Source organism: Thalassotalea sp. G20_0 (genome assembly GCF_017744175.1).
Lineage (GTDB): Bacteria > Pseudomonadota > Gammaproteobacteria > Pseudomonadales > Endozoicomonadaceae > Endozoicomonas.
In genome coordinates this window covers 126,903-147,089 of record NZ_JAGHQV010000001.1, presented here as the reverse complement: position 1 = coordinate 147,089, position 20,187 = coordinate 126,903, and the positions used below count along the sequence as shown (strand labels likewise).

The 20,187-nt window shown below is 47.6% G+C and carries 16 protein-coding genes and 2 tRNA genes; 11 read left to right on the top strand and 7 right to left on the bottom strand.

All coding sequences use genetic code 11. The features are described from left to right. The first annotated feature begins 191 nt into the window (after positions 1 to 191). The 6 genes from rpsA to J7438_RS00565 all read left to right on the top strand — a co-directional run bounded on the left by rpsA (position 192) and on the right by J7438_RS00565 (position 6,458). The gene (rpsA, locus tag J7438_RS00590) at positions 192 to 1,871 is read left to right on the top strand and encodes a 30S ribosomal protein S1 (protein WP_101749090.1); all 1,680 of its coding nucleotides are present in this window, start codon (positions 192 to 194) and stop codon (positions 1,869 to 1,871) included. 340 nt (positions 1,872 to 2,211) lie between these two features. Beyond that, the gene (ihfB, locus tag J7438_RS00585; RefSeq protein WP_209275023.1) at positions 2,212 to 2,511 is read left to right on the top strand and encodes an integration host factor subunit beta; all 300 of its coding nucleotides are present in this window, start codon (positions 2,212 to 2,214) and stop codon (positions 2,509 to 2,511) included. A 15-nt stretch (positions 2,512 to 2,526) separates the two neighbouring features. Then, entirely contained in the window at positions 2,527 to 2,886 is a 360-nt protein-coding gene (locus tag J7438_RS00580; RefSeq protein WP_101749092.1) for a LapA family protein, read from the top strand. Further along, positions 2,879 to 4,051: a lipopolysaccharide assembly protein LapB gene (gene lapB / locus J7438_RS00575; RefSeq protein WP_209275022.1), complete on the top strand. Its 1,173-nt coding sequence runs from the start codon at positions 2,879 to 2,881 to the stop codon at positions 4,049 to 4,051. The genes J7438_RS00580 and lapB overlap by 8 nt, the downstream gene beginning before the upstream one ends. A 282-nt stretch (positions 4,052 to 4,333) precedes the next feature. After that, positions 4,334 to 4,990 carry a hypothetical protein gene (locus J7438_RS00570; protein ID WP_209199675.1) on the top strand — a complete coding sequence of 219 codons (657 nt, stop codon included), beginning with the start codon at positions 4,334 to 4,336 and terminating at the stop codon, positions 4,988 to 4,990. 64 nt (positions 4,991 to 5,054) lie between these two features. Continuing rightward, entirely contained in the window at positions 5,055 to 6,458 is a 1,404-nt protein-coding gene (locus J7438_RS00565) for a hypothetical protein (RefSeq protein ID WP_209275021.1), read from the top strand. A 33-nt stretch (positions 6,459 to 6,491) separates the two neighbouring features. On the opposite strand, the gene J7438_RS00560 is transcribed toward J7438_RS00565, so the two are convergent. Continuing rightward, positions 6,492 to 6,567, bottom strand: a tRNA-Asn gene (locus tag J7438_RS00560). 86 nt (positions 6,568 to 6,653) lie between these two features. Beyond that, positions 6,654 to 7,832 carry a pyridoxal phosphate-dependent aminotransferase gene (locus tag J7438_RS00555; RefSeq protein WP_353620078.1) on the bottom strand — a complete coding sequence of 393 codons (1,179 nt, stop codon included), beginning with the start codon at positions 7,830 to 7,832 and terminating at the stop codon, positions 6,654 to 6,656. Positions 7,833 to 8,111: 279 nt separating this feature from the next. On the opposite strand from J7438_RS00555, the gene uvrB reads away from it, so the two are divergent. Both uvrB and J7438_RS00545 read left to right on the top strand, forming a co-directional pair. After that, on the top strand, positions 8,112 to 10,124 hold the full coding sequence (gene uvrB, locus J7438_RS00550; RefSeq protein WP_209275020.1) for an excinuclease ABC subunit UvrB: 2,013 nt from the start codon (positions 8,112 to 8,114) through the stop codon (positions 10,122 to 10,124). Between the two features lie 81 nt (positions 10,125 to 10,205). Then, positions 10,206 to 10,281, top strand: a tRNA-Val gene (locus tag J7438_RS00545). Between the two features lie 50 nt (positions 10,282 to 10,331). Here J7438_RS00545 and J7438_RS00540 read toward each other — a convergent pair. After that, positions 10,332 to 10,556 (bottom strand): hypothetical protein, encoded by a 225-nt coding sequence (locus tag J7438_RS00540; protein WP_209199678.1) that lies wholly within the window; start codon positions 10,554 to 10,556, stop codon positions 10,332 to 10,334. A 530-nt stretch (positions 10,557 to 11,086) separates the two neighbouring features. Continuing rightward, positions 11,087 to 11,716: a hypothetical protein gene (locus J7438_RS00535; protein WP_209275019.1), complete on the bottom strand. Its 630-nt coding sequence runs from the start codon at positions 11,714 to 11,716 to the stop codon at positions 11,087 to 11,089. 299 nt (positions 11,717 to 12,015) lie between these two features. Between J7438_RS00535 and purE the strand changes: the two genes are divergently transcribed. The 3 genes from purE (at position 12,016) to J7438_RS00520 (ending at position 16,837) form a co-directional block, all read left to right on the top strand. Continuing rightward, entirely contained in the window at positions 12,016 to 12,498 is a 483-nt protein-coding gene (gene purE / locus J7438_RS00530) for a 5-(carboxyamino)imidazole ribonucleotide mutase (protein WP_209275018.1), read from the top strand. A gap of 11 nt (positions 12,499 to 12,509) precedes the next feature. Then, the gene (locus J7438_RS00525) at positions 12,510 to 13,658 is read left to right on the top strand and encodes a 5-(carboxyamino)imidazole ribonucleotide synthase (RefSeq protein WP_209275017.1); all 1,149 of its coding nucleotides are present in this window, start codon (positions 12,510 to 12,512) and stop codon (positions 13,656 to 13,658) included. A gap of 329 nt (positions 13,659 to 13,987) precedes the next feature. Beyond that, positions 13,988 to 16,837: an FAD-dependent monooxygenase family protein gene (locus J7438_RS00520; RefSeq protein ID WP_209275016.1), complete on the top strand. Its 2,850-nt coding sequence runs from the start codon at positions 13,988 to 13,990 to the stop codon at positions 16,835 to 16,837. A gap of 66 nt (positions 16,838 to 16,903) precedes the next feature. On the opposite strand, the gene J7438_RS00515 is transcribed toward J7438_RS00520, so the two are convergent. From J7438_RS00515 to J7438_RS00505, 3 genes are all read right to left on the bottom strand, one after another. Then, positions 16,904 to 18,016, bottom strand: a complete 1,113-nt coding sequence (locus tag J7438_RS00515) for a serpin family protein (protein ID WP_209275015.1) — start codon at positions 18,014 to 18,016, stop codon at positions 16,904 to 16,906. Positions 18,017 to 18,116: 100 nt separating this feature from the next. After that, positions 18,117 to 19,379 (bottom strand): L-methionine/branched-chain amino acid transporter, encoded by a 1,263-nt coding sequence (gene yjeH / locus J7438_RS00510; protein ID WP_209275014.1) that lies wholly within the window; start codon positions 19,377 to 19,379, stop codon positions 18,117 to 18,119. Positions 19,380 to 19,628: 249 nt separating this feature from the next. Beyond that, a complete protein-coding gene (locus tag J7438_RS00505; RefSeq protein ID WP_209275013.1) occupies positions 19,629 to 20,144 on the bottom strand; it encodes a hypothetical protein in 516 nt (171 codons plus the stop codon). Positions 20,145 to 20,187: the final 43 nt, after the last annotated feature.

Genomic DNA, 20,187 nt, shown 5'->3' with positions numbered 1-20,187 from the left:
TTGCACTCAACATTATCTGGAGGTTCGTTTCTGGCGTAAAGCCAGCATTGCAGATTCGAACCTGATTAAAGTAACCCACTCCGGCTGGCGGTGTGGATGACAACCAGTGTACGTTATCCGGTTATCATTGGCTGGTTTTTTGCTGATAAGGCAGAGACTTTGCAGATGCGTACACTGTCACAGGAAAAATCATGAGCGAAAGCTTTGCAGAACTGTTTGAAGAGAGCCTGAAAGAAATCGAAATGAAGCCAGGCGCCATTGTCAGTGGTGTTGTGGTCGATATCGACAGTGACTGGGTAACTGTTCATGCTGGTCTGAAGTCTGAAGGTGTTATTCCCAAGGCTCAGTTCCAGGATGAGAACGGTGAACTGACCATCGCTATTGGTGATGAAGTCCAGGTAGCTCTGGACGCGGTGGAAGACGGTTTCGGTGAGACTCGTCTGTCCCGTGAAAAAGCCAAGCGTATGGAAGCCTGGAAGGAACTGGAAAAAGCCTTCGAAGCTGAAGACGTTGTTAAGGGGGTTATCAGTGGCAAGGTCAAGGGTGGCTTCACTGTTGACGTGGCGACTATCCGTGCGTTCCTGCCAGGCTCTCTGGTAGACGTTCGTCCGGTTCGTGACACGGCGCACCTGGAAGGCAAAGAGCTTGAGTTCAAGGTTATCAAGCTGGACCAGAAGCGTAACAACGTGGTGGTTTCCCGTCGCAGCGTTCTGGAAGCTGAAAACAGTGCTGAGCGTGAGCAGCTGCTGGGCTCTCTGCAGGAAGGTCTGGAAGTTAAGGGTATCGTCAAGAACCTGACTGACTACGGTGCCTTCGTTGACCTGGGCGGCGTCGACGGCCTGCTGCACATTACTGACATGGCCTGGAAGCGCATCAAGCATCCTAGCGAAATCGTTAACGTTGGTGACGAAATCAACGTTAAGGTCCTGAAGTTTGACCGTGACCGTAACCGTGTATCCCTGGGTCTCAAGCAGCTGGGTGAAGATCCATGGGTTGCTATCACCAAGCGCTTCCCTGAAGGTGCCCGTGCTTCTGGCCGCGTAACCAACCTGACTGACTACGGCTGCTTCGTTGAGCTGGAAGAAGGTGTTGAAGGTCTGGTACACGTTTCTGAAATGGACTGGACCAACAAGAACATTCACCCATCCAAGGTTGTCAACCTGGGTGACGAAGTTGAAGTTCAGGTTCTGGACATTGATGAAGAGCGTCGTCGTATTTCTCTGGGTATCAAGCAGTGCAAGACCAACCCATGGGAAGACTTCTCCGGCTCCTTCAACAAGGGCGACAAGCTGGCTGGCAAGATCAAGTCTATCACTGACTTCGGTATCTTTATCGGTCTGGACGGTGGTATCGATGGTCTGGTTCACCTGTCTGATATCTCCTGGAACGAAACCGGTGAAGAAGCTGTTCGTCAGTACCGTAAGGGCGACGAAGTAGAAGCGGTTATCCTGGCGATTGATGCTGAGCGTGAGCGTATCTCTCTGGGTATCAAGCAACTGTCCGAAGACCCATTCAATGCCTATGCTGGCCTGAATGAAAAAGGTTCTGTTGTTAAGGGTATCGTTAAGGAAGTGACTGCCAAAGCGGCTGTTGTAGAGCTGGCGGAAGACGTTCTGGCTACCCTGAAAGCTTCTGAAATCAGTGTTGACCGCGTTGAAGACGCAACTAACGTCCTGAAAGAAGGTGAAGAAGTCGAAGCTCGTATCATCAGCATCGACCGCAAGAACCGCAACATCAGTCTGTCGATCAAAGCGAAAGATCAGGCCGATGAAAAAGCAGCGATGAAAGAGCTGCGTACCAAGCAGGACGAAGAAGCTGCCGGTCCGACCACCATTGGTGATCTGATCAAGGCTCAGATGGAAAACAAGTAATCCATCCTGTTCCTGATTGCTCAAGGGGTGCTTTTGTTTGAAAAGTTGCCGCTAAGAGCAAAGAAAACCGCGAGTGCTTTTGCCTCGCGGTTTTTTTTGATCAAAAGGTTTTGTGAGATTTAGCCAATGTATTGCTTCGCTATCTGCCGGGAGCAGAGAGTGGCAGGTATTCTTATGAAATGTGCGTGCTAATCAAAGGGTTGCTTGATTTCTCGGTGTGGGTTAGCTAGTGTAGAAACAGTCTGGTTATTTAAGGCGCTTTTGAACAATAAGCGGTGTCTATCAAGGTCTGCAGGATCTTTTAGGCATTCCGGGAATGGCAGGGAAAGGAAAAACGAAGATGACCCGGTCTGAACTGATTGAGCGGATTGCCGAGTTGCAACCGCAGCTCTCTATCAAGGATATTGAGTTAGCTGTAAAGGCTATCATTGAGCAAATGTCCGATTCGCTGGCCAATGGCGAGCGGGTTGAGATCAGGGGGTTTGGTAGCTTCTCCCTTCATTATCGTGCCCCCAGAATCGGGCGTAACCCTAAAACCGGTGAAGCTGTGAGCCTTGATGGCAAATATGTTCCCCATTTCAAGCCGGGCAAAGAGCTGCGGGAAAGGGTGAATCGTGGCTTACAGGCAGAAATGGATTGATCGTGAATTAAGTTTATGGCGAACTACGAGTTGCCTCTTGTCAAGAGCAGTTTTACGACAATAGTCGTTTGGGTCAAGCGTCTTCTGGTTTTGGCGTTGTTTGTTGTCCTACTGGTGTTTTTCGTCAACTTTACCCTCTCCAATACCGAGCAGATCAGCCTTGAAATGGGCGGGTTAATGATGCCGGCCGTAAGCAGTTCCACGCTGGTTATGGTGCCCTTTGTACTGGGTGGCTTTGCCGGTTTGCTGGTATCCCTTATGCTGGTTATCCGTTTGCGACTGGCTAATGCCAGCCTGAGAAGAAAGCTGGCGCGGCGTGACGCCGAACTCCAGAAGTTGAGATCCAGTGCCCTGAAAGGCTTTACGGATGCCTGATATTGCGTTATTGGGCCTTATTCTAGCTGCAATCGTCATTGGTTATTTTCTGGGCTGGCGTGATCAGAAGAGAAGGCGGGTGAATAGCTCTGGCCAGTTGTCTAAGGACTATTTTGTCGGTCTGAATTATCTGATTAATGAGCAGACGGATGAAGCTATTGATGTCTTTATCAAAGCCCTGGATATCAATAATGACACCGTTGATACCTATCTGGCGCTGGGAAACCTGTTTAGCAAGCGCGGAGAAGTAGAAAAATCCATCCGGGTTCATCAGGATTTGCTGGCGCGCCCAAGCCTGACTTCCATCCAGTCTTTTCAAGTTCAGCTTGCACTTGCTCATAACTACTCTTCAGCTGGTCTGCTGGATCGTGCTGAATCCATTCTGATTGACCTCAGTCGTCAGAATCATGAGCTGAGAGACCAGGCTTTGCAGCAATTATTGCGTGTCTACGAACAGGAGCGGGAGTGGGTTAAGGCAGCAGAAGTAGCAGAAAGGTTGAGGCCGGGCCGGGGAGAGCACTTTGCTGTCATTCTGGCACATTATTACTGCGAGCAGAGCGAAATAGCCCTTAAGCAGAATGATCGGGTGAATGCGCGCCGTCTGATACGTCAGGCGTTTTCCCGGGATAAAAACAGTGTCAGGGCCAGTCTTTTACTGGGTCAAATGGAATTTGACGAAGGTGGCTACAAAGAGGCAATTAAAGTGTTGCAGAGAATATCGGTTCAGGATATCAGCTTCATGCCCCTCTCGCTGCCATTATTGGAGAAATCTTTTGAGCATACGGGAAGTTTGCGAGGGTTTGGCGCTTACCTTGGTCGTTGCCTGAATGAGCGTCCCGGTACTGCGGTTATCATTGCAATGACTCATCTTTTGCTCAGGGAGTCAGGGGAGTCTCAGGCTGTTAACTTTTTAACAGCACAGCTTGAGCGTCATCCTACATTGAGAGGCTTGAATGAGCTGATTGATCTTCGTCGTCAGTTTCAGTGTGACTTGTCGGATAATGTACTGGAATTGATTCACCATCTTACGGACCGGATGCTTGAGTTTAAACCTGTTTTCTCCTGTGGTCGATGTGGCTTTTCCGGGAAAGAAATGCACTGGCAATGTCCCCGGTGTCATCATTGGGGTTCAGTGAAACCGATTCAGGGTTTTGAGGGGGAGTAGTCTAAGTAATTTGATTGAAATTAAAGGTAAGATTGAAAATAGAGCCGGGCTTTCTATTTGAATAAATTATATCAGGCTCGATTTAAACTGCTACTTTCTAATCTTGTGCTTCGAGTATATTTCAATAATTTTCCATACTTACAATAATGGCCAGATCGTTGATGACTTTGGATTCAGCTGTTCCATAGTCTTTATAATCTGGTTTTTTAATGGTCTGATTTTGCCTCTTTGGAATTGCTAATAATGACCTCTTACTTCTTGTGTTATTCCTAAGAATTATCTTTGGCAAAGGTAGCGAGAAATTATATGAATTTTTATGAGGCTTATTTTTCTTTCTCCCAAGGAGATATCCTGGGCAGTCGAGTAGAAGGAAACTCCAAGTCTGCTTACGGAGCTTGTCATGCTTTTTCACTTCACTGGCTTCGACTGATTTTAACAAGCGTCAGTCGTCAACTAGCGCCCGCACAGAGAATGGCAGAACTTAATAAGAACAAAGGTGGATCCAATCCTTTGTTACAATATACGTTGGATATGCGCTATGAACCGGAGGAGCTGATGGTATTTGATCAAATGTTAATGCGGCTTCGTGGCTTGAAATACACGAAAAAAGTGCCGATAAGGTATACACCTTATTGCTTTATTACCCTTTTTAATCAACTTTCATGGGAAGAAGGGGCTTATTTCTATGGATTCTGGTATAGGCAATATCCGGGTGCCCAACAAGTATATGGGCATGCCATGGCATTTTACCGTACCAAAAGTACTGCTGGTCATAGCGGCTTTATTATCGTTTATGATTCCAATCTTGGTGAGTTTTATGTGTTGCCAAGTAAATTTCTCTCTTTTTGGTTGGGACATGCGGCCTCCTATGGTTGCATTGAGCACCACATATTAAGGAGTGTTGAAATTGACGGTAAGGATAGCGTGGATGGTTATTGACCTGCCTCTTTAATTACCAGCTCGATTGAACATCTCAGATTAACTGTTTGAGAGGGTTTGATGTATGTCACCTGGCAAAGTCACTTCTACCAATGTCATCAGAACTAATGAGCTTGTAACTACATTTTTAACTACAGCGGAGCCTGCCAAAAACAGAGTTAAGCAAGTTGAAGGTCGTAAACTCACCAGCGGGGATGCAGGTGGTGCTATTTCCTGCTCATTGGCGGATTCTTTTACGAAACTCCTTAATGCAGGAGGTGAATCCGAGTCATTGGAAGTTGTTCAAAATACATCGCCAAAGCTAAAGCTAATTCATTCTGAATCCAGCGGGGCTTGCGGGCAAACATCCAAGGTTTCAGCTCTTGTGAAGAAGGATGATTCGTTACAGTCGAGCAGGGTTGTTACCGCTGAAAGATTCATAGAACTGATGCGTAACAATCAATTCGTAGCAGATATCCATTATGTTGTTGATTCATCTCTTGATCTAAGAGGGCTTGAAAACGTTATTCTACCTGCCAGTCTTCACATCAAGGGGGATATCCGAATAGGGCCAAAGCATATTAATGTATTGCCTGAAAATCTGCTGGGATATGATATTCAGGCGGCAAAAAGGAATCAGGCGTTTATCCTGGCGAGTGGTCCCGGTTCAGACAGTTCTGAATCTATAGTCGATGTGCCTGATGATACTGATATTGGTTATCTGTCTGATAACTTAATTGTGGATGGAATGTTTGTTGCCTCAAATTGTTCCAAGTGGCTTGGCTTTGGTAATAAGACGTTGATTATGGGGGATTGTAAAATATCCGATTGTAAAAACCTTGAGTCGCCTGGAAAGCAGTTTGAAGTACGAAATGGTAGTTTATCAGTCAGGAGGTGTCCCGGGTTTAAGTTGCTGCCTGAGACCTTGTCGGTGCAATTTTCGGTTACTATGAATAAAACGGGCCTGGTCCATATCCCGGAAAATATGAAGTTTAACGGCTCTCTGAATCTGATTGACTGTGATGATTTCAAATCTATTGGTTCTGGTGTTTCTGTGGGTAGTGTGATTATTGAAAACTGTAAAAGTTTTACGCAATGGCCCATAGATATGACGGTGCAGAAATCTATTTACCTGACCGGCCTTCCAGGCGTGATGGTTTTCCCTGAAGTGCTCAAGCTGGATAGGGATTTCAAACTGTCAGAAATTAGTGTGAAACTGCCCCATGACCTGAGTGTCGGAAGAGATTTGATGATGACTGCAACTGAGATTATAAATCTGGATGATGATATCAAGGTGAAAGTTAAATCGCATATCGATTTAGAAAATACTTACATGAAACAGGTTCCATCCTGGTTGAATAATTGCTTTGAACCAGATCCGAAACTGCTAATGCCGCATCAAGTGTATTTGCAGGGTACCGGGTTGACCAGGGCAGGGAGCAAACTGGAGGACTCTAATGAGATAAATTTCCATTTTGATAAGACATGATAATCTGCGGGGATGATTTTTCATTGAAGTGCCTGGCTCCCCGAGCTGGACTCGAACCAGCGACCCAATGATTAACAGTCATTTGCTCTACCAACTGAGCTATCGGGGATCAAAAGGTAAGGTAAATAATACCTTTCTTAATGAGTCTGTCAAGTTGCTGAGTACCAGAAGCTGGTACTCAGCGCATATCGTTTATCAGGCCAGCGCTTCCTGAAGCCTGTCCAGAGCCTTTTCTAACGCCTCATCGCTGGTCGCAAACGATAGTCTCATGCAGCCATCAGAACCAAAGGCAGAGCCGGGCACCAGGGCAACGCCTTTTTCCAGGAAGAGAGCTGCCAGATCCGTATCTTTGGTAAAGCCCAGCTTTTTCATTGCTTCACTGAAATCAGCAAAAGCGTAGAAAGTACCGTCACCCTCAATAGCGCTGACGCCCGGCAGCTGATTCAATCGGCCGACAACGTAGTCATGGCGCTTTTTAAACACCTTGACCATCTCTTTCACGCAATCCTGTGACCCATTCAGTGCCTCAACGGCAGCAGCCTGGGCGATAGAGCAGGGGTTGGAGGTGCTCTGGGACTGGATCTTCTTCATGTTTTTGATCAGCCATTCTGGCCCGCCCGCATAACCAATCCGCCAGCCGGTCATGGAGTAAGCCTTGGAAACGCCGTTCAGAACAATCGTGCGGTCATAGAGTTCAGGGCAAACCATCAGGATGTTGCAGAAAGGCTCTTCAGTCCAGAGGATATGCTCATACATATCATCGGTGGCGATCATTACCTCCGGGTACTTTTTCAGCACATTGCCCAGTGCTTCGAGCTCTTTGCGGTTATAAGCGGTTCCGGTCGGGTTTGAGGGGCTGTTGAGTACCACCAGCCTGGTTTTGTCAGTGATGGCGGCTTCCAGTTGCTCAGGTGTGATTTTGAAGCGGTTTTCCAGACCGGCTTCGACGATAACCGGCACACCCTCGGCGATGACAACCATATCCGGGTAAGATACCCAGTAAGGGGCTGGAATAATGACCTCATCACCTTTGTTCAGCAGTGCCAGGGCCAGGTTGAAGAAGCTCTGTTTGCCGCCGCAGGAAACCAGAATCTGGCTTTGCCCGTATTCAAAGCCATTATCCCGCTTGAACTTATCAATAATGGCCTGTTTCAGCTCGGTGGTTCCATCCACGGCAGTGTATTTTGTTTTCCCTTCAGCGATGGCTTTGACCGCTGCGGCCTTAATATGCTCCGGAGTGTCGAAATCGGGCTCTCCGGCACCAAGGCCAATAATGTCATGTCCGGCAGCTCTCAGTTCGGCAGCCTTGGCGGTGACTGCCAGAGTTGGAGATGGCTTGACCATTTGCACGCGTTGGGATGGATGACCAGTCACAGTTTTCCTCGTTTATGGTTGTAACACTGAGAATTATAATGCTGTTTGTCTTCCGCTATTGGCCGGAGAAATTCGCCTGGAGTCTGTGTAAGCTCTCTGCTGGTTTGGTCAGTCTCCCTATGGGGAAACTATCTACCAATAGCTGTATTATAACGGTGGTGAGTAGCGAGTATCCGTCATGCGACCAACAGAAGGCATCATACACAATACGATGTAACGTTGATATGCGTTTGTCGGTTACCGTTGGCAAATTTTTTCTGCTCCATATGGAAGGGTAGCATGAGTCGATCGTTTAAAGTTTCTTCCCGCTTCGGTCCCGCTGGTGATCAACCGGTTGCTATTGAGCAGTTGGTCAAGGGCATTGATGCTGGCCTTGCCTGCCAGACATTGCTGGGGGTAACAGGCTCTGGCAAGACCTTCACGGTGGCCAATGTGATTGAGAAAATACAGCGGCCGACGATCATCATGGCCCATAACAAGACACTGGCCGCACAACTCTACGGTGAGTTCAAGGAGTTCTTTCCAGACAATGCCGTGGAGTATTTTGTCTCCTACTACGACTATTACCAGCCAGAAGCTTACGTACCCACGTCAGATACCTATATCGAGAAAGATGCATCGGTTAATGAGCATATTGAACAAATGCGTCTCTCTGCCACCAAGGCCCTGATGGAAAGACAGGATGCGATTATTGTGGCAACGGTCTCCGCCATTTATGGTCTGGGTGATCCACAGTCTTATCTGAAAATGATGATGCATCTGGACCGTGGTGACAGGGTGGATCAGCGAACCATTCTGCGTCGCCTGGCGGAATTGCAGTACACGCGCAACGATGCGGATTTTAGGCGGGCCACTTACCGTGTTCGTGGTGATGTTATTGATATTTTTCCCGCTGAATCGGAAAAAGAGGCGGTCCGTTTGGAGCTGTTTGACGATGAACTGGAAGCCATCAGCGAGTTTGATCCGTTGACTGGCGAGGTTCTGAGAAAATTGCCCAGGGCGACCATTTATCCAAAAACTCACTATGTGACCCCCAGACAGACCATTCTTGATGCAGTGGAAGCCATTAAGGTAGAACTGGTGGATAGGCTCAATGTCTTGCGCGATAACAACAAGCTGGTGGAAGCTCAGCGACTTGAACAGCGTACGCAGTTTGATCTGGAAATGATGATTGAACTGGGTTACTGCACCGGCATTGAAAACTATTCCCGCTACCTCTCCGGCAATAAACCCGGCGAGCCACCGCCAACCCTGTTTGACTACATCCCGGATAATGCATTGCTGGTGATTGATGAATCCCATGTGACTGTGCCGCAGATCGGTGCCATGTATAAAGGGGATCGCTCTCGAAAAGAGACACTGGTGGAATATGGTTTTCGCCTGCCTTCTGCCCTGGATAACCGTCCTATGAAATTTGAAGAGTGGGAAGGACGACGACCGCAGACTATTTTTGTCTCTGCGACACCGGGGAAGTATGAGGAAGAGAACCAGGGGCAGGTGGTTGATCAGGTGGTCAGGCCTACTGGTCTGGTGGACCCGGAAATTGAGGTCCGACCGGCCTCCTCCCAGGTGGATGATCTGCTGATGGAGATTAATAAAACCGTTGCCAAAGAGGAGCGGGTGCTGGTCACGGTGCTCACCAAGCGTATGGCCGAGGACTTAACTGAGTTTTTGCATGAGCAGGGTGTGCGGGTACGCTATCTGCACTCTGATATTGATACGGTGGAACGGGTAGAGATTATCCGTGACTTGCGTATTGGTGCCTTTGATGTGCTGGTGGGTATCAATCTGCTGCGGGAAGGCCTTGATATGCCCGAGGTCTCTCTGGTCGCTATTCTGGACGCCGATAAGGAAGGCTTTCTCCGTTCCGACCGTTCATTGATTCAGACCATTGGCCGTGCCGCCCGAAACATTAATGGCCGGGCGATTCTCTATGGTGATCGGATGACCGGCTCCATGGAGCGGGCAATCAGCGAGACCAAACGGCGTCGCAAAAAGCAGATGGCCTACAACAAGAAACACAATATTACGCCAAAAGGTGTGGTCAAATCGGTGGCGGATATTCTTGAAGGCGCTGTTGTGCCCGGACGGAAGAAAGGCAGTAAAGCCCAGAAGGCAGTGGCAGAGCCGGGAACTGAGTATCAGGTTCCCATGACCCCGGAGGTCATGGCCGCGACCATCAAGAAGCTGGAAGCAAAAATGATGGAGCACTCCCGTAACCTGGAGTTTGAACAGGCTGCTGCTGTCAGGGATGAAATTGCCTTGCTCAGAGAGCAGGTTTTAAAACACTGAGAGTAGGTATTTACCCTGTTAGAATTAAGCTGATTGAAGTGTTGCATTTTTTAGCTGCATTGATAATATACGCACCACTTCAGTCGGTTAGCTCAGTTGGTAGAGCACCACCTTGACATGGTGGGGGTCGCTGGTTCAAGTCCAGTACCGACTACCATTTCTTGCTGCATTCCTGCTCCCTCGTTCACTACTAAACAATTCTTTTTGCTATCGGGTGGTCTCTGGCTCAGGTGCCTCTTCCATTTCTATTAGCTGATACCACTTCGCATCCAGTGCTTTCAACAGTTTCCCACTGTCGTCTTTTGTATCAACCAGCCAGCCAGATGGGCAGTCAATAGAACGATAGCAGCGGATGACGGTTCTGCGGCGGTTTTTCTGGACCGGATAAAAATGAGTGGTCACCTGGTCTCCAGGCTGAAAAGGCATTTTCATGGCAGACTTCTGATATTTACCTGGTTTAGTAATCGACTTCGCACGTTGCTGTATTGCCTGTAAGGCTGACTGCTGAGACTATAAATAATATATCGGGTTTCTCAAAGCGGTTTCATTGGCGTTAAACAAGCTATTACATTCCTCGGGAACTATTCATATTTAGACTATCCAGCCTGTTTGCGCTGAACAGTTTACATCGGCTTATCAGGAATGGACTTTACCAGGCTAACGGGACTGAACCGCCTTCGACTGCAGGCCAGCCTGACTTCGCCAGAAGATAGCACAGCAGACATTGGGGGGAGACTTTGCGTTAACGCGATCGGCTGCATCTGATCAAGATGGTTCATCAGTGAAGATGGGATCTATGTCAATAATGGCTCTTTGGAGTGTGCCATGGGATTGATTGATGGATAGTAAATGAAGATTGTATGCTGCCCCGGGTTTAAGGCAGCATTTCATGCTTTTTTTACGACAGTAAACTTATATTTTCCTGAAAAGGATTTAAATTTTTCAGTCTGATAAGCATCAGTTTAAACACGTGCCCACCAGCTTTCAATTCGACCTTTTCCTGCTTTAAAAGCAGCTTCACTAGTAGCCACGGCTCTCTTGGCTGCCTTTAAGTATTGCCTATCCTCTAGCTCTTCCTTCATCTTTGAGGTATTTGTCTTCATGGCTTCTTCGTTTGTAAGGATAGCCAACTCTGATTTTGATTCATCTCTGGATTTTTTAAGAGCTGCTCGTGCTTCCTGACCACGATAAAAGTGAAGTTTTAAACTCACTTTGCAAGCAAATATGTTCAAGTGATGTTTAAACTTTTCTAGCCAGACAATTTTACGCTTGGAAAGATCTTTTCCGCCAATTTCAACCTTGCCTGGTTGAGGTGCTCTTTCAGCATTTACTTCTTCAGTCTTTCGGTGAAATGCTTTACCTCTATTACCTCTTTTAGCTTTTTGAGTGTATTTATTTTTTTCGGCTTTTCCAGCTTTTTCAGATTTTCCAGTGATTTTAGTGTTAAGTTCACTAGCGATTTGAGCAAATGTCGCAGCGCTATTTTTTAATTCGTCAGATTGTTTATTTGTTTCTCCGAGTCTAGCCCCACGATTTTCTAATGGAGGCTGCGTCTGTGGTGTATGCCCTATTCCCTTAAAAAAACCAAACATAGTCCGTACTCCTATCTAGACCAATTTTTCGTCAATATATGGAATAATGAGTAAATGTAAAATTATACTTTAGTATCATTTCTCTATAGAAAAAAAGCTAATCTATTGATCTTTATAGAATTATATTGAATCAGATGGTTGTTTTCAGCTTGAAAAGTGACAGACGGCTGCCAGGTTGCCTTGTCTGTAAATTGCTGAGCCATTCTTATGCAAGCCTGCTGGCCACGACTTGGTCTGTTTTCCCTGAAGGCAAACGGGTTATATGTGCTATTATTGCCGCTCAGAATAAAGGAGTGGTTATGACCGTTGCTATTATAATGGGGTCCAGGTCCGACTGGCCCACGATGCAGCATGCAGCTGAAATGTTGGAAAATTTCGGCATTGACTACGAAACAAGGGTTGTTTCTGCCCATCGCACTCCACAACTACTGGCAGATTATGCCTCTCAGGCTGCTGCCCGGGGAATCAAAGTGATTATTGCCGGTGCCGGGGGGGCTGCACACCTGCCGGGAATGGCTGCCGCCTTTACCAGTCTGCCGGTACTGGGGGTTCCTGTTAAATCCAAAGCATTGAACGGTATTGATTCTTTATTGTCTATATGTCAAATGCCCAAAGGTGTTGCAGTCGGTACTCTGGCCATTGGCGATGCCGGGGCGGCCAATGCTGGCCTGTTGGCAGCACAGATCCTTGGTTGTCAGCAGCCAGAGTTGCAGGCCAGAATTGATGAGTTCAGAAAGCTGCAAACCGAAACTGTATTAGCGAATCCTGATCCTGCCGAGTGATAAAAAGCAGTATGAATATTCTAGTGTTAGGCGCGGGCCAGCTTGCACGCATGATGAGTCTTGCGGGCGCACCGCTGAATATCAATATCCTCTCCTATGATGTTGGCTCCACAAAGCTGATGCACCCCCTGACGCTTCAGGTCAGCGATCAAACCCTTTCGGAGGCTATTGCTGAATGTGACGCCATCACCGCTGAGTTTGAGCATATTCCTGACGATGTGCTGACTCTGTGTGCTGCGTCCGGAAAGTTTTATCCTGGCAAGCAGGCTATTAAAGTCGGTGGTGACCGCAGTATGGAGAAAGCGTTACTGGATAAAACCGGCGTACCCTGTGCACCTTACCAGCTGATCACTGACCGTTCTCACTTTGATGCAGCCATCGGGAAACTGGGGCTGCCACTGGTCATTAAAACCTGTCAGGCAGGCTATGACGGTAAAGGGCAGTGGCGGGTCAGGTCAGACAGTGATATTGAGCAGATCTGGTCGGAAATGTCAGACTTCCTGGCTGCTGGCAGTGAACATTCACCCCACTCGATTATTGCTGAAAAAATGATTCCCTTTCAGCGCGAGGTGTCAGTTATCGGTGCCCGGGACAAACAGGGCAATATGGCTATTTATCCGGTCACTGAGAATGAGCATACCAATGGGGTTCTGACGTTATCTATTGCTAAATCCATCTCTACCGGGATTCATCAACAGGCGGTGGACGCCTTCAGTAAGCTGGCTGCTGAAATGGACTATGTCGGGGTCCTGGCCATCGAGTTTTTTGATGTGGATGGCCAGCTGATGGTAAATGAGATAGCCCCCCGGGTTCATAACTCCGGCCATTGGACCCAGCAGGGAACCCTGTGCAGTCAATTTGAAAACCATCTCAGGGCCATTGCCGGTTTACCCCTTGGCACCACTGAAGCCATTGGCCCCAGTGCCATGATTAACGTTCTGGGTCAGCCTGATATTCCCGCTGAAGTGTTGTCAGTGGCCAATGTCACCAGCCATTGGTACGGCAAAACCCAGCGCCCTGGTCGTAAAATGGGGCATATCAATCTGGTGGCTGAGTCAGAAGAGGCGCTGGGTGAAATGCTGGTGGCTCTCTCTGCGTTTTTACCTGAAGATGACTATCCCGGGGTTGCCCGGCGAGGTCTGGATTTATCCCTGGACTAATTCAAAGATTTTCCTTTCAAACCGGGGGCGATGTAACTGAATGGTTATGTCGTCTTCTCTATTGTCTGCCGGGTCAGGAAGCTTGGCATGACTCTCTCTTATCATTCTTTGTTCAAGTAAGGTGCTTTTGATCAGGAGCTGCGATCAAGCATAACGTCAACCCATTCTCCATTAATATCGAAACAGAACAACTTCCACAGGGCGGTAAGGCATAGGGTGTCATCGTAACTGACTATTCGGTTAGTGATTTATATAAAAGCACATTGTTAACTAGCCAATGATCTGAATAGGACCTGTCCGACAGTTTTTAACATACAAGGAGTAATGGAATGGATACCGGCAGACCCTCAGGGTTATTAAATAATGAACCCTATGCTTATATCAAAAACACGCTGGCAGAACTTGAAGCAATTCATCAGAATCATCAACTGGCAGAACTGAACATTTCCCTTGAATTGAAACACGCTGGCGATGCTCGTCAGGGCGCGGTATGGCATCGAAAAGTTAAGGTAGTCCAATCCAATACCTCTTTGCTTCAACGTTTTTTAAGCCTTTTCACGACAGAGGGTCGCAAGCAACGAAGACAAAATTATGAAGCGGCTGCTTTATTCCGTGGTCAGTTATGGGAATTGCTCCAAACTGAAAAGGCACCTTACAGTCTAAAAAAACAGGTCATACAGGCCGTGGAAAATGGCGTTCTGCCTTTTCTTAAAGAATCAGAGTGTGAAGCGATAGTCAGTAGTAAGGATACAATTCTAAGTAATACGAAAGAACGTAAAATTATCCGTGAAGCCGCTGGGTTTCTGAAAAAAGGGCTTTCCGGATTGCTGTCTCGCCTCCCCCGGGTGACTTTGGAAGATACCAGAGAAGTGCTGAAAGCCTATTATCAACTTATTATTCTGTCACCGGAATTGTTACCGGATGAGCATAAAGCTCACGAAGCTATCAGCAAGTTGGAAAAGCACTTTCGTAATACCCGGCAATCTGGTGGTTTTATTGACCTGGAAGATACCATCACCCTGTCCGTTTTACATAACATTCGGGAGGCGCTGTCTCTTGAAGAGTATCAACAATTAACGAAACGAATCGGTAATGTATTTATCTATCCATACTCCCGGCGTCAGCGGGCCTTGCGGTATGCGCTCAATCGGATTTTTGATAATGGCCTGGGCAGTTCGTCTGTGCAGGGCCATCCCCGGGAGTTGGTGTCTGCCAGAGATCTGGCCTTGGTTAAAGATAGCTATCAGGGGCTATTTTTTCGTTACTCGCGAGTACACCGGCTAGAGGAAAATCTGTTTGCAGACGGTTGTGCTGTAGCGGCCAGAATAAGTCGATTACCCAGTGAATTGAGAACGCTTGATCTGGACCGGGTTAAAAAAGATTTTCAGCAGTATGAGTCCTTAAGGAGCACTTTGTCCGCAGAAAATCAGGATCAAGACCAGGAATTTAAAGAACTCGAAGCCCGTTGCAAAACACATCGGGCCTTGATAGCAGAAGGTCGGGCGGCATTGTTGCATGTTCAGCTGACTCAAGGGCGGCGTTGGGAGTTAAATCTGTTATTAGAAGGTATAGGAAAGGCCAATATCTATGGTACTGATTCTGAACACAATCAGCAGATGTTCAAAAAGCTGCTGGATTTGGCTCAGTTAAGAGGACCGCAAGTGGATTTAGCCCAGCTGGACTGGATCATAGCGCAGAACAATAAAGCAAACAGACATCCGAATGTTGCCATTGAAGGGGCTGGGCCAACAGGGCTGATGCTGGCTTTCACCCAGTTTCAGGAGGGGGCCAATGTCTCAGTGTTTGAGAAACGGAGCACTGAATATAACCGGTTGCAAGTGGTTCGACTGGATCCTAAATGGATGGATATGCTGAAGTTTTATCTTGGAGAGCATTACTACGACCTGTTCGGTGAGAATGGACAGGCTGGAAAGGGTATTGTTCGTGTGGATGGTTTGGGAGAAATGGCAGGAGAAATTGCCACTCATCGGTTGGAAGAAGCTTTGAATCATAGACTGGCTGAACTGATGGCACGCAATTACGATCATACTTCCCAGCGTGATGACCCGCAGAAAAATCGATTGGAGCGGTTGGCTGCCTATGAAGTGACCAAAGTAGAGGCCGGTGAACAAGGCTATACAGTACAGGCTGAATATCACCCCGGGAATGATCCCTCTCCCTTTGCCAACGGCAAGAAAAAGCCGCCTGCCGGTTATCAGAAACCTGAAGCAACGTTAACCCGTCCCGTGGATTTAGTGATTTGCGCCGGGGGTAAACATAGCAAAATTCGTAATAAATATATGAGGGACAGGGCCGTAACGTCTGCCCGAAGCTATGGTGTCTGTTCCTGGGAAGGACCAAAAGACCAGCCCCTGCAAAATGATCGGCTGAAAACTTTTCCGGATTTTCGCGGGTTGGTGGTACTTGATCAACAGTTTCAGCAGTTTTTCCAGGAGCAGATGCTATCTCAGGTGGAAAGGATTGAGGGGCTGAGTTCAGATGAACGAAGATTGCTTGCCCGGCAAATCCATGAGCAGTCAAGCGGTGTTCGCAGCTTGCAGGCATCCACCCGTGGAAGTGTGATGCAGACCCGGTGTTTTGACAATAAAAACCTGGTCTATATCGGGATGGAGTTGCCTGAAGCATTTACTCAATTCTGCCAGAAGGTTAAGAAAAAGTTAGCAGCATTACCGGTGCCAGATCTGGATCAAAATGGCAAAAAACGATCAACAGCCGACCAGAAAGCATGGCGTAATCAGCGCGTAGCCAGGGTACAAAAAGCGCTTTCCAGGGCATGGTTTCAATCAGTGGCACACAGCTATGGTATTGACCAGTCGCTGGGTGTTACCCCGGAAAAGATTAATGACTCATCTGCGGCGGTATTCTCTTTGCAGCAACGCCGGGTTTGGAGAAATGTGATAAAGAAAAAATCAGGCTCCCGTCAAGTAGTGATCACTGCTGCTGGTGATGCTGCTGCCAGTCCCCATTTTATGACCGCCAGCGGCCTGACTGGAGCCAGGGAGAATGTGCTGTATCTGCAAAACTACACGAGGGATGTGTGGAACGGTCCAAGAATATTTCACGAGTATGGGCTGGAGCAAAGGCAGGACAGGCTTGAGCGAGCACAACAGGATACGGCGGACTTTGTGATTCGGCAAGGACTGAATTTCCTGATTTAATCGAGATTAAAACGGTTATTAGAATAATTAATAACCGTTGGGGATTAAATAGTTAACCATCGCTCACTATCCCCATGGTTCTTTAATATAGGCGGCACCCACTAACCTTCGTTTATCACCCTGATCATTAATCATGGCAAAATAAAAGGGGCGATTGATGTACATCAGATTAGGTATTCCACCGCCAAGAATTTGGAATGAAGCCGCAACATGGGCACCTGCCTCATTGATGCTAAGATTTGTCTTATGTTTTCCTGAACCGAGCAGCTCAGGGTAATCTGTCTCATAGACATAATCGAATTGATATTTGGGTAAATACAGTGAGACGTGTCCTTGATCAAATTCAGGTTCAGGGGCAAAAAATGAGTTCAAGCCTTTTGTAAGGATATGGCTGACTTCGTCAGTGTGTTCTTGTTGCGCCGCTTTGGGAGGCATTATGAAAACAGCGTCCAACCCGGATTCCTTAACAGGCAAGGCAATGAACTCAAAGCCTGAAATATTTTTATAACCAATTAAGTTTGTCCCTTTGCCGCTTTCCATCCAGACGATCTCCGGCTGCTTCTGACCGTTCCAGGTCATGTGTGTTCGATACCCCTGGGGTATCTCCATGAAAGGTTGTTCCCACGACACATTTTGAAACAACCAGCTTACTAACACGAAAGCTGTTTTTGGGTCTTTCAGCGTACCAGGGTTGAGCAGGTTGGTAATCACTCCGTTAGTATCTTTGGCAATCTGTTCATTGAGCCTTTGAGTGGCGTTATCGTACCCTTGTTGTCTCAGTTCAAGATTGCTGGTACAGGGGACGCCCAACTGTTTCAGCGTCCTGTCAATGGTTGTGGTTTTAGAGAACAAATGGATTTTCTCCGGTGAACTGTGATCTGCTGGTTTATCAGGTTTATCAGGTTTATCACTTATGTCATCGGGCTGTAGTAGTCCCAGTAACTTGTTGGCTACCTTTTCTGTTTCAGAAACCAGAAACGGTGAAGCCGCAATATTTCGATCACGAATGTTTTTTTTCGCTATCTCCATAAAAAGCCTGACATCCGACCCCAGATTGCTCATCTCTTCGAGAGAGTGAAAAACCTTAGAGTACGACGAGTCCGTTAATGGTTGTGCGCTTGCTGATGCAGCGGTGGGTGAGTATTGTGCTGAGGGTGAAAAAGCAGGAGGAATATTCATTTCATGGACTCCTGAGTCAAATGAGTTCTCATTATCGCCCTCAGAGCCTAGCTGCTTATTTGCGTTTATCCACACTGTAGTGATGATGGATAACTTGAATTCAAGTAATACCAGTATCCATACAAGCCGACTTTTGCTTTTGCATTTGCCTTTGCCACCATAGCAATGGTGAGGCAATCGCCAGCATGCCAGCGGCATAAGCCATTTTCCACCCGAGGCCCCAGGCAAGCATAAAGCAGAACAGGCAGCCAAGTATGTTCATCCAGTGGTATTTAGCAGGCAGCAGTCGGAAAGCTGCCAGCATGGATGCCAGGTAAATAATAACGAAAACCCCATTGACCCAGGAAACCAGATCTTCCAGATCCTGGTCTGTAAAGTGAGTAAAGATCAGAATCGCCGCAATGATGAGTAGTAAGGTTGCCAGGGCGCGTTCGGAAATACCGTAACGATTCTGTTTACTGAACCAGGCTGGCAATACGCCTTCCTGGCTGAAACTCAGTGTCAGACGGATCAGACTGGCGATGTAGACATTGACGGTTGCAATACCACCTGCCAGCCCGAGAGTCCCGATGATTGGTGAACCCAGTCCGCCCACCAGCTGATCAAAGACACCCGCCATGGCCAGGGGAGCAGTCACCGGTATGGACAGTATCAACCATGTACAGGCCATATAAATACAGCCAACGATGGTAACGCCGATCATGATGGCCGGTTTCAGGTCTTTTTCGGGGTTTCGGAAGTCACCTGCCAGATGGGACATGGCCTCCATGCCCAGGAAACTCCAGAAAGCAAGCCCGGCGGCTTTAAGAATCATGCTGCTGCTAACGGCAGTTTTCTCCGGGGTGGCTGGTACATCAACTAACCCCCAGGCCATGATCATCAGGATCAGTACCGCCATGATAGAAAAAGTCAGTATTAGCTGAAGGGTGGCAGAAATATGTATGCCCCGAAAATTCAGACCATAAAGCAAAACCAGAAACGCTAATTGAATGGCAATGGTTATTGAGCCCGGCACCATAAACAGAGCATCAATAAACTGGTAGGTCATAATGATGGCTGCGGGTGCACCCAGGGGGACAGCGCAAAGAAAAATGATGCCAATGGTTCTTCCGGCGATAGAGCCAAAGGCCTTTTCCACGAAATAGGCCGGTCCGGCTGCATGGGGGAACCGGCTGGCCAGACTGGCAAACACCAATGCCACTGGAATAATGGTCAGGGTAAGCAGCGCCCAGGCCCAAAGGGCACCGTAGCCTGCCAGTTCAATGGTTAACTGGGGAAGAATAAATACGCTGGTACCCAACAGGGTAGTGGCGAGCAGCCCTGCTCCCTGCCAGCATCCGATTCCGGAAGTTGGTAACTGCACTGTGATGACTACCTCTGGGATATCATTTGCCGTGAAAAATATTTTGCGTAACCATTTTTCATCCCTGAGGGTGGTGCAAAATATTTTCACGCGCCATGGGCATTTGTTATTTGTTTCTATGGCAACGGATTAAGGCATTTACTATAGGCCAGATTAACTTAATATTCTGTCAAACTTAGCGCTCTTCTGGTTATTTATTCCGTCGAATTGTCGGATACCGGGGGGGGAAATAAAACGGTCGGTTTTCAACTATAAAATGGCCAGGGCATGTTCAATGGCGCTGTCCACTTCATGCTGCCAGTTTAACTGTCCATTCTGGAATTTGCCTATTCGGCCATAGAGAATATCGGAGTCAACAACCACCAGTTGATCCTCGCATGAATCCAGGGCTGGATGGCAACTGAGTTCTATGGTCTGCTGCATTAAGTGCGTGAGCTGCCCGGGTTGTAATGCAGATGATGACAGTACTGGCATAGAACGTTGTACGAACAGGGCGCACCGGTCTGTTACCAGGTAGTAATGCACAGCCCTGGAGTTAAATCCGTGGCCACTTAAACCATACATAACATAATCAGATGGCCATTGGTTCAGCAACTGACCGAGATGAGCTTCAAGGTGATACAGGGGGATTTCCGTCAGACATGAACCAAAGGCGTAGTCTGAAAGTGGCATTAAATACTCAGAGAGTGCTTTGGGTACCGGAGGGAAAGGAACACCAAGCGCTTCCAGGTTCACGGCAATATCAGCAAGTGAGAGGGTAGCCATTGGGTTTTGTGCATTCATAGATGATCCCCGTCGTTCATGGATG

Bases quoted from the DNA above. Each gene is read 5' to 3' on its own strand.
- rpsA (WP_101749090.1), top strand. From the start codon at position 192: ATGAGCGAAAGCTTTGCAGAACTGTTTGAAGAGAGCCTGAAAGAAATC.
- ihfB (WP_209275023.1), top strand. From the start codon at position 2,212: ATGACCCGGTCTGAACTGATTGAGCGGATTGCCGAGTTGCAACCGCAG.
- J7438_RS00580 (WP_101749092.1), top strand. From the start codon at position 2,527: ATGGCGAACTACGAGTTGCCTCTTGTCAAGAGCAGTTTTACGACAATA.
- lapB (WP_209275022.1), top strand. From the start codon at position 2,879: ATGCCTGATATTGCGTTATTGGGCCTTATTCTAGCTGCAATCGTCATT.
- J7438_RS00565 (WP_209275021.1), top strand. From the start codon at position 5,055: ATGTCACCTGGCAAAGTCACTTCTACCAATGTCATCAGAACTAATGAG.
- uvrB (WP_209275020.1), top strand. From the start codon at position 8,112: ATGAGTCGATCGTTTAAAGTTTCTTCCCGCTTCGGTCCCGCTGGTGAT.
- J7438_RS00540 (WP_209199678.1), bottom strand. From the start codon at position 10,556: ATGAAAATGCCTTTTCAGCCTGGAGACCAGGTGACCACTCATTTTTAT.
- J7438_RS00535 (WP_209275019.1), bottom strand. From the start codon at position 11,716: ATGTTTGGTTTTTTTAAGGGAATAGGGCATACACCACAGACGCAGCCT.
- purE (WP_209275018.1), top strand. From the start codon at position 12,016: ATGACCGTTGCTATTATAATGGGGTCCAGGTCCGACTGGCCCACGATG.
- J7438_RS00525 (WP_209275017.1), top strand. From the start codon at position 12,510: ATGAATATTCTAGTGTTAGGCGCGGGCCAGCTTGCACGCATGATGAGT.
- J7438_RS00520 (WP_209275016.1), top strand. From the start codon at position 13,988: ATGGATACCGGCAGACCCTCAGGGTTATTAAATAATGAACCCTATGCT.
- J7438_RS00515 (WP_209275015.1), bottom strand. From the start codon at position 18,016: ATGAATATTCCTCCTGCTTTTTCACCCTCAGCACAATACTCACCCACC.
- J7438_RS00505 (WP_209275013.1), bottom strand. From the start codon at position 20,144: ATGGCTACCCTCTCACTTGCTGATATTGCCGTGAACCTGGAAGCGCTT.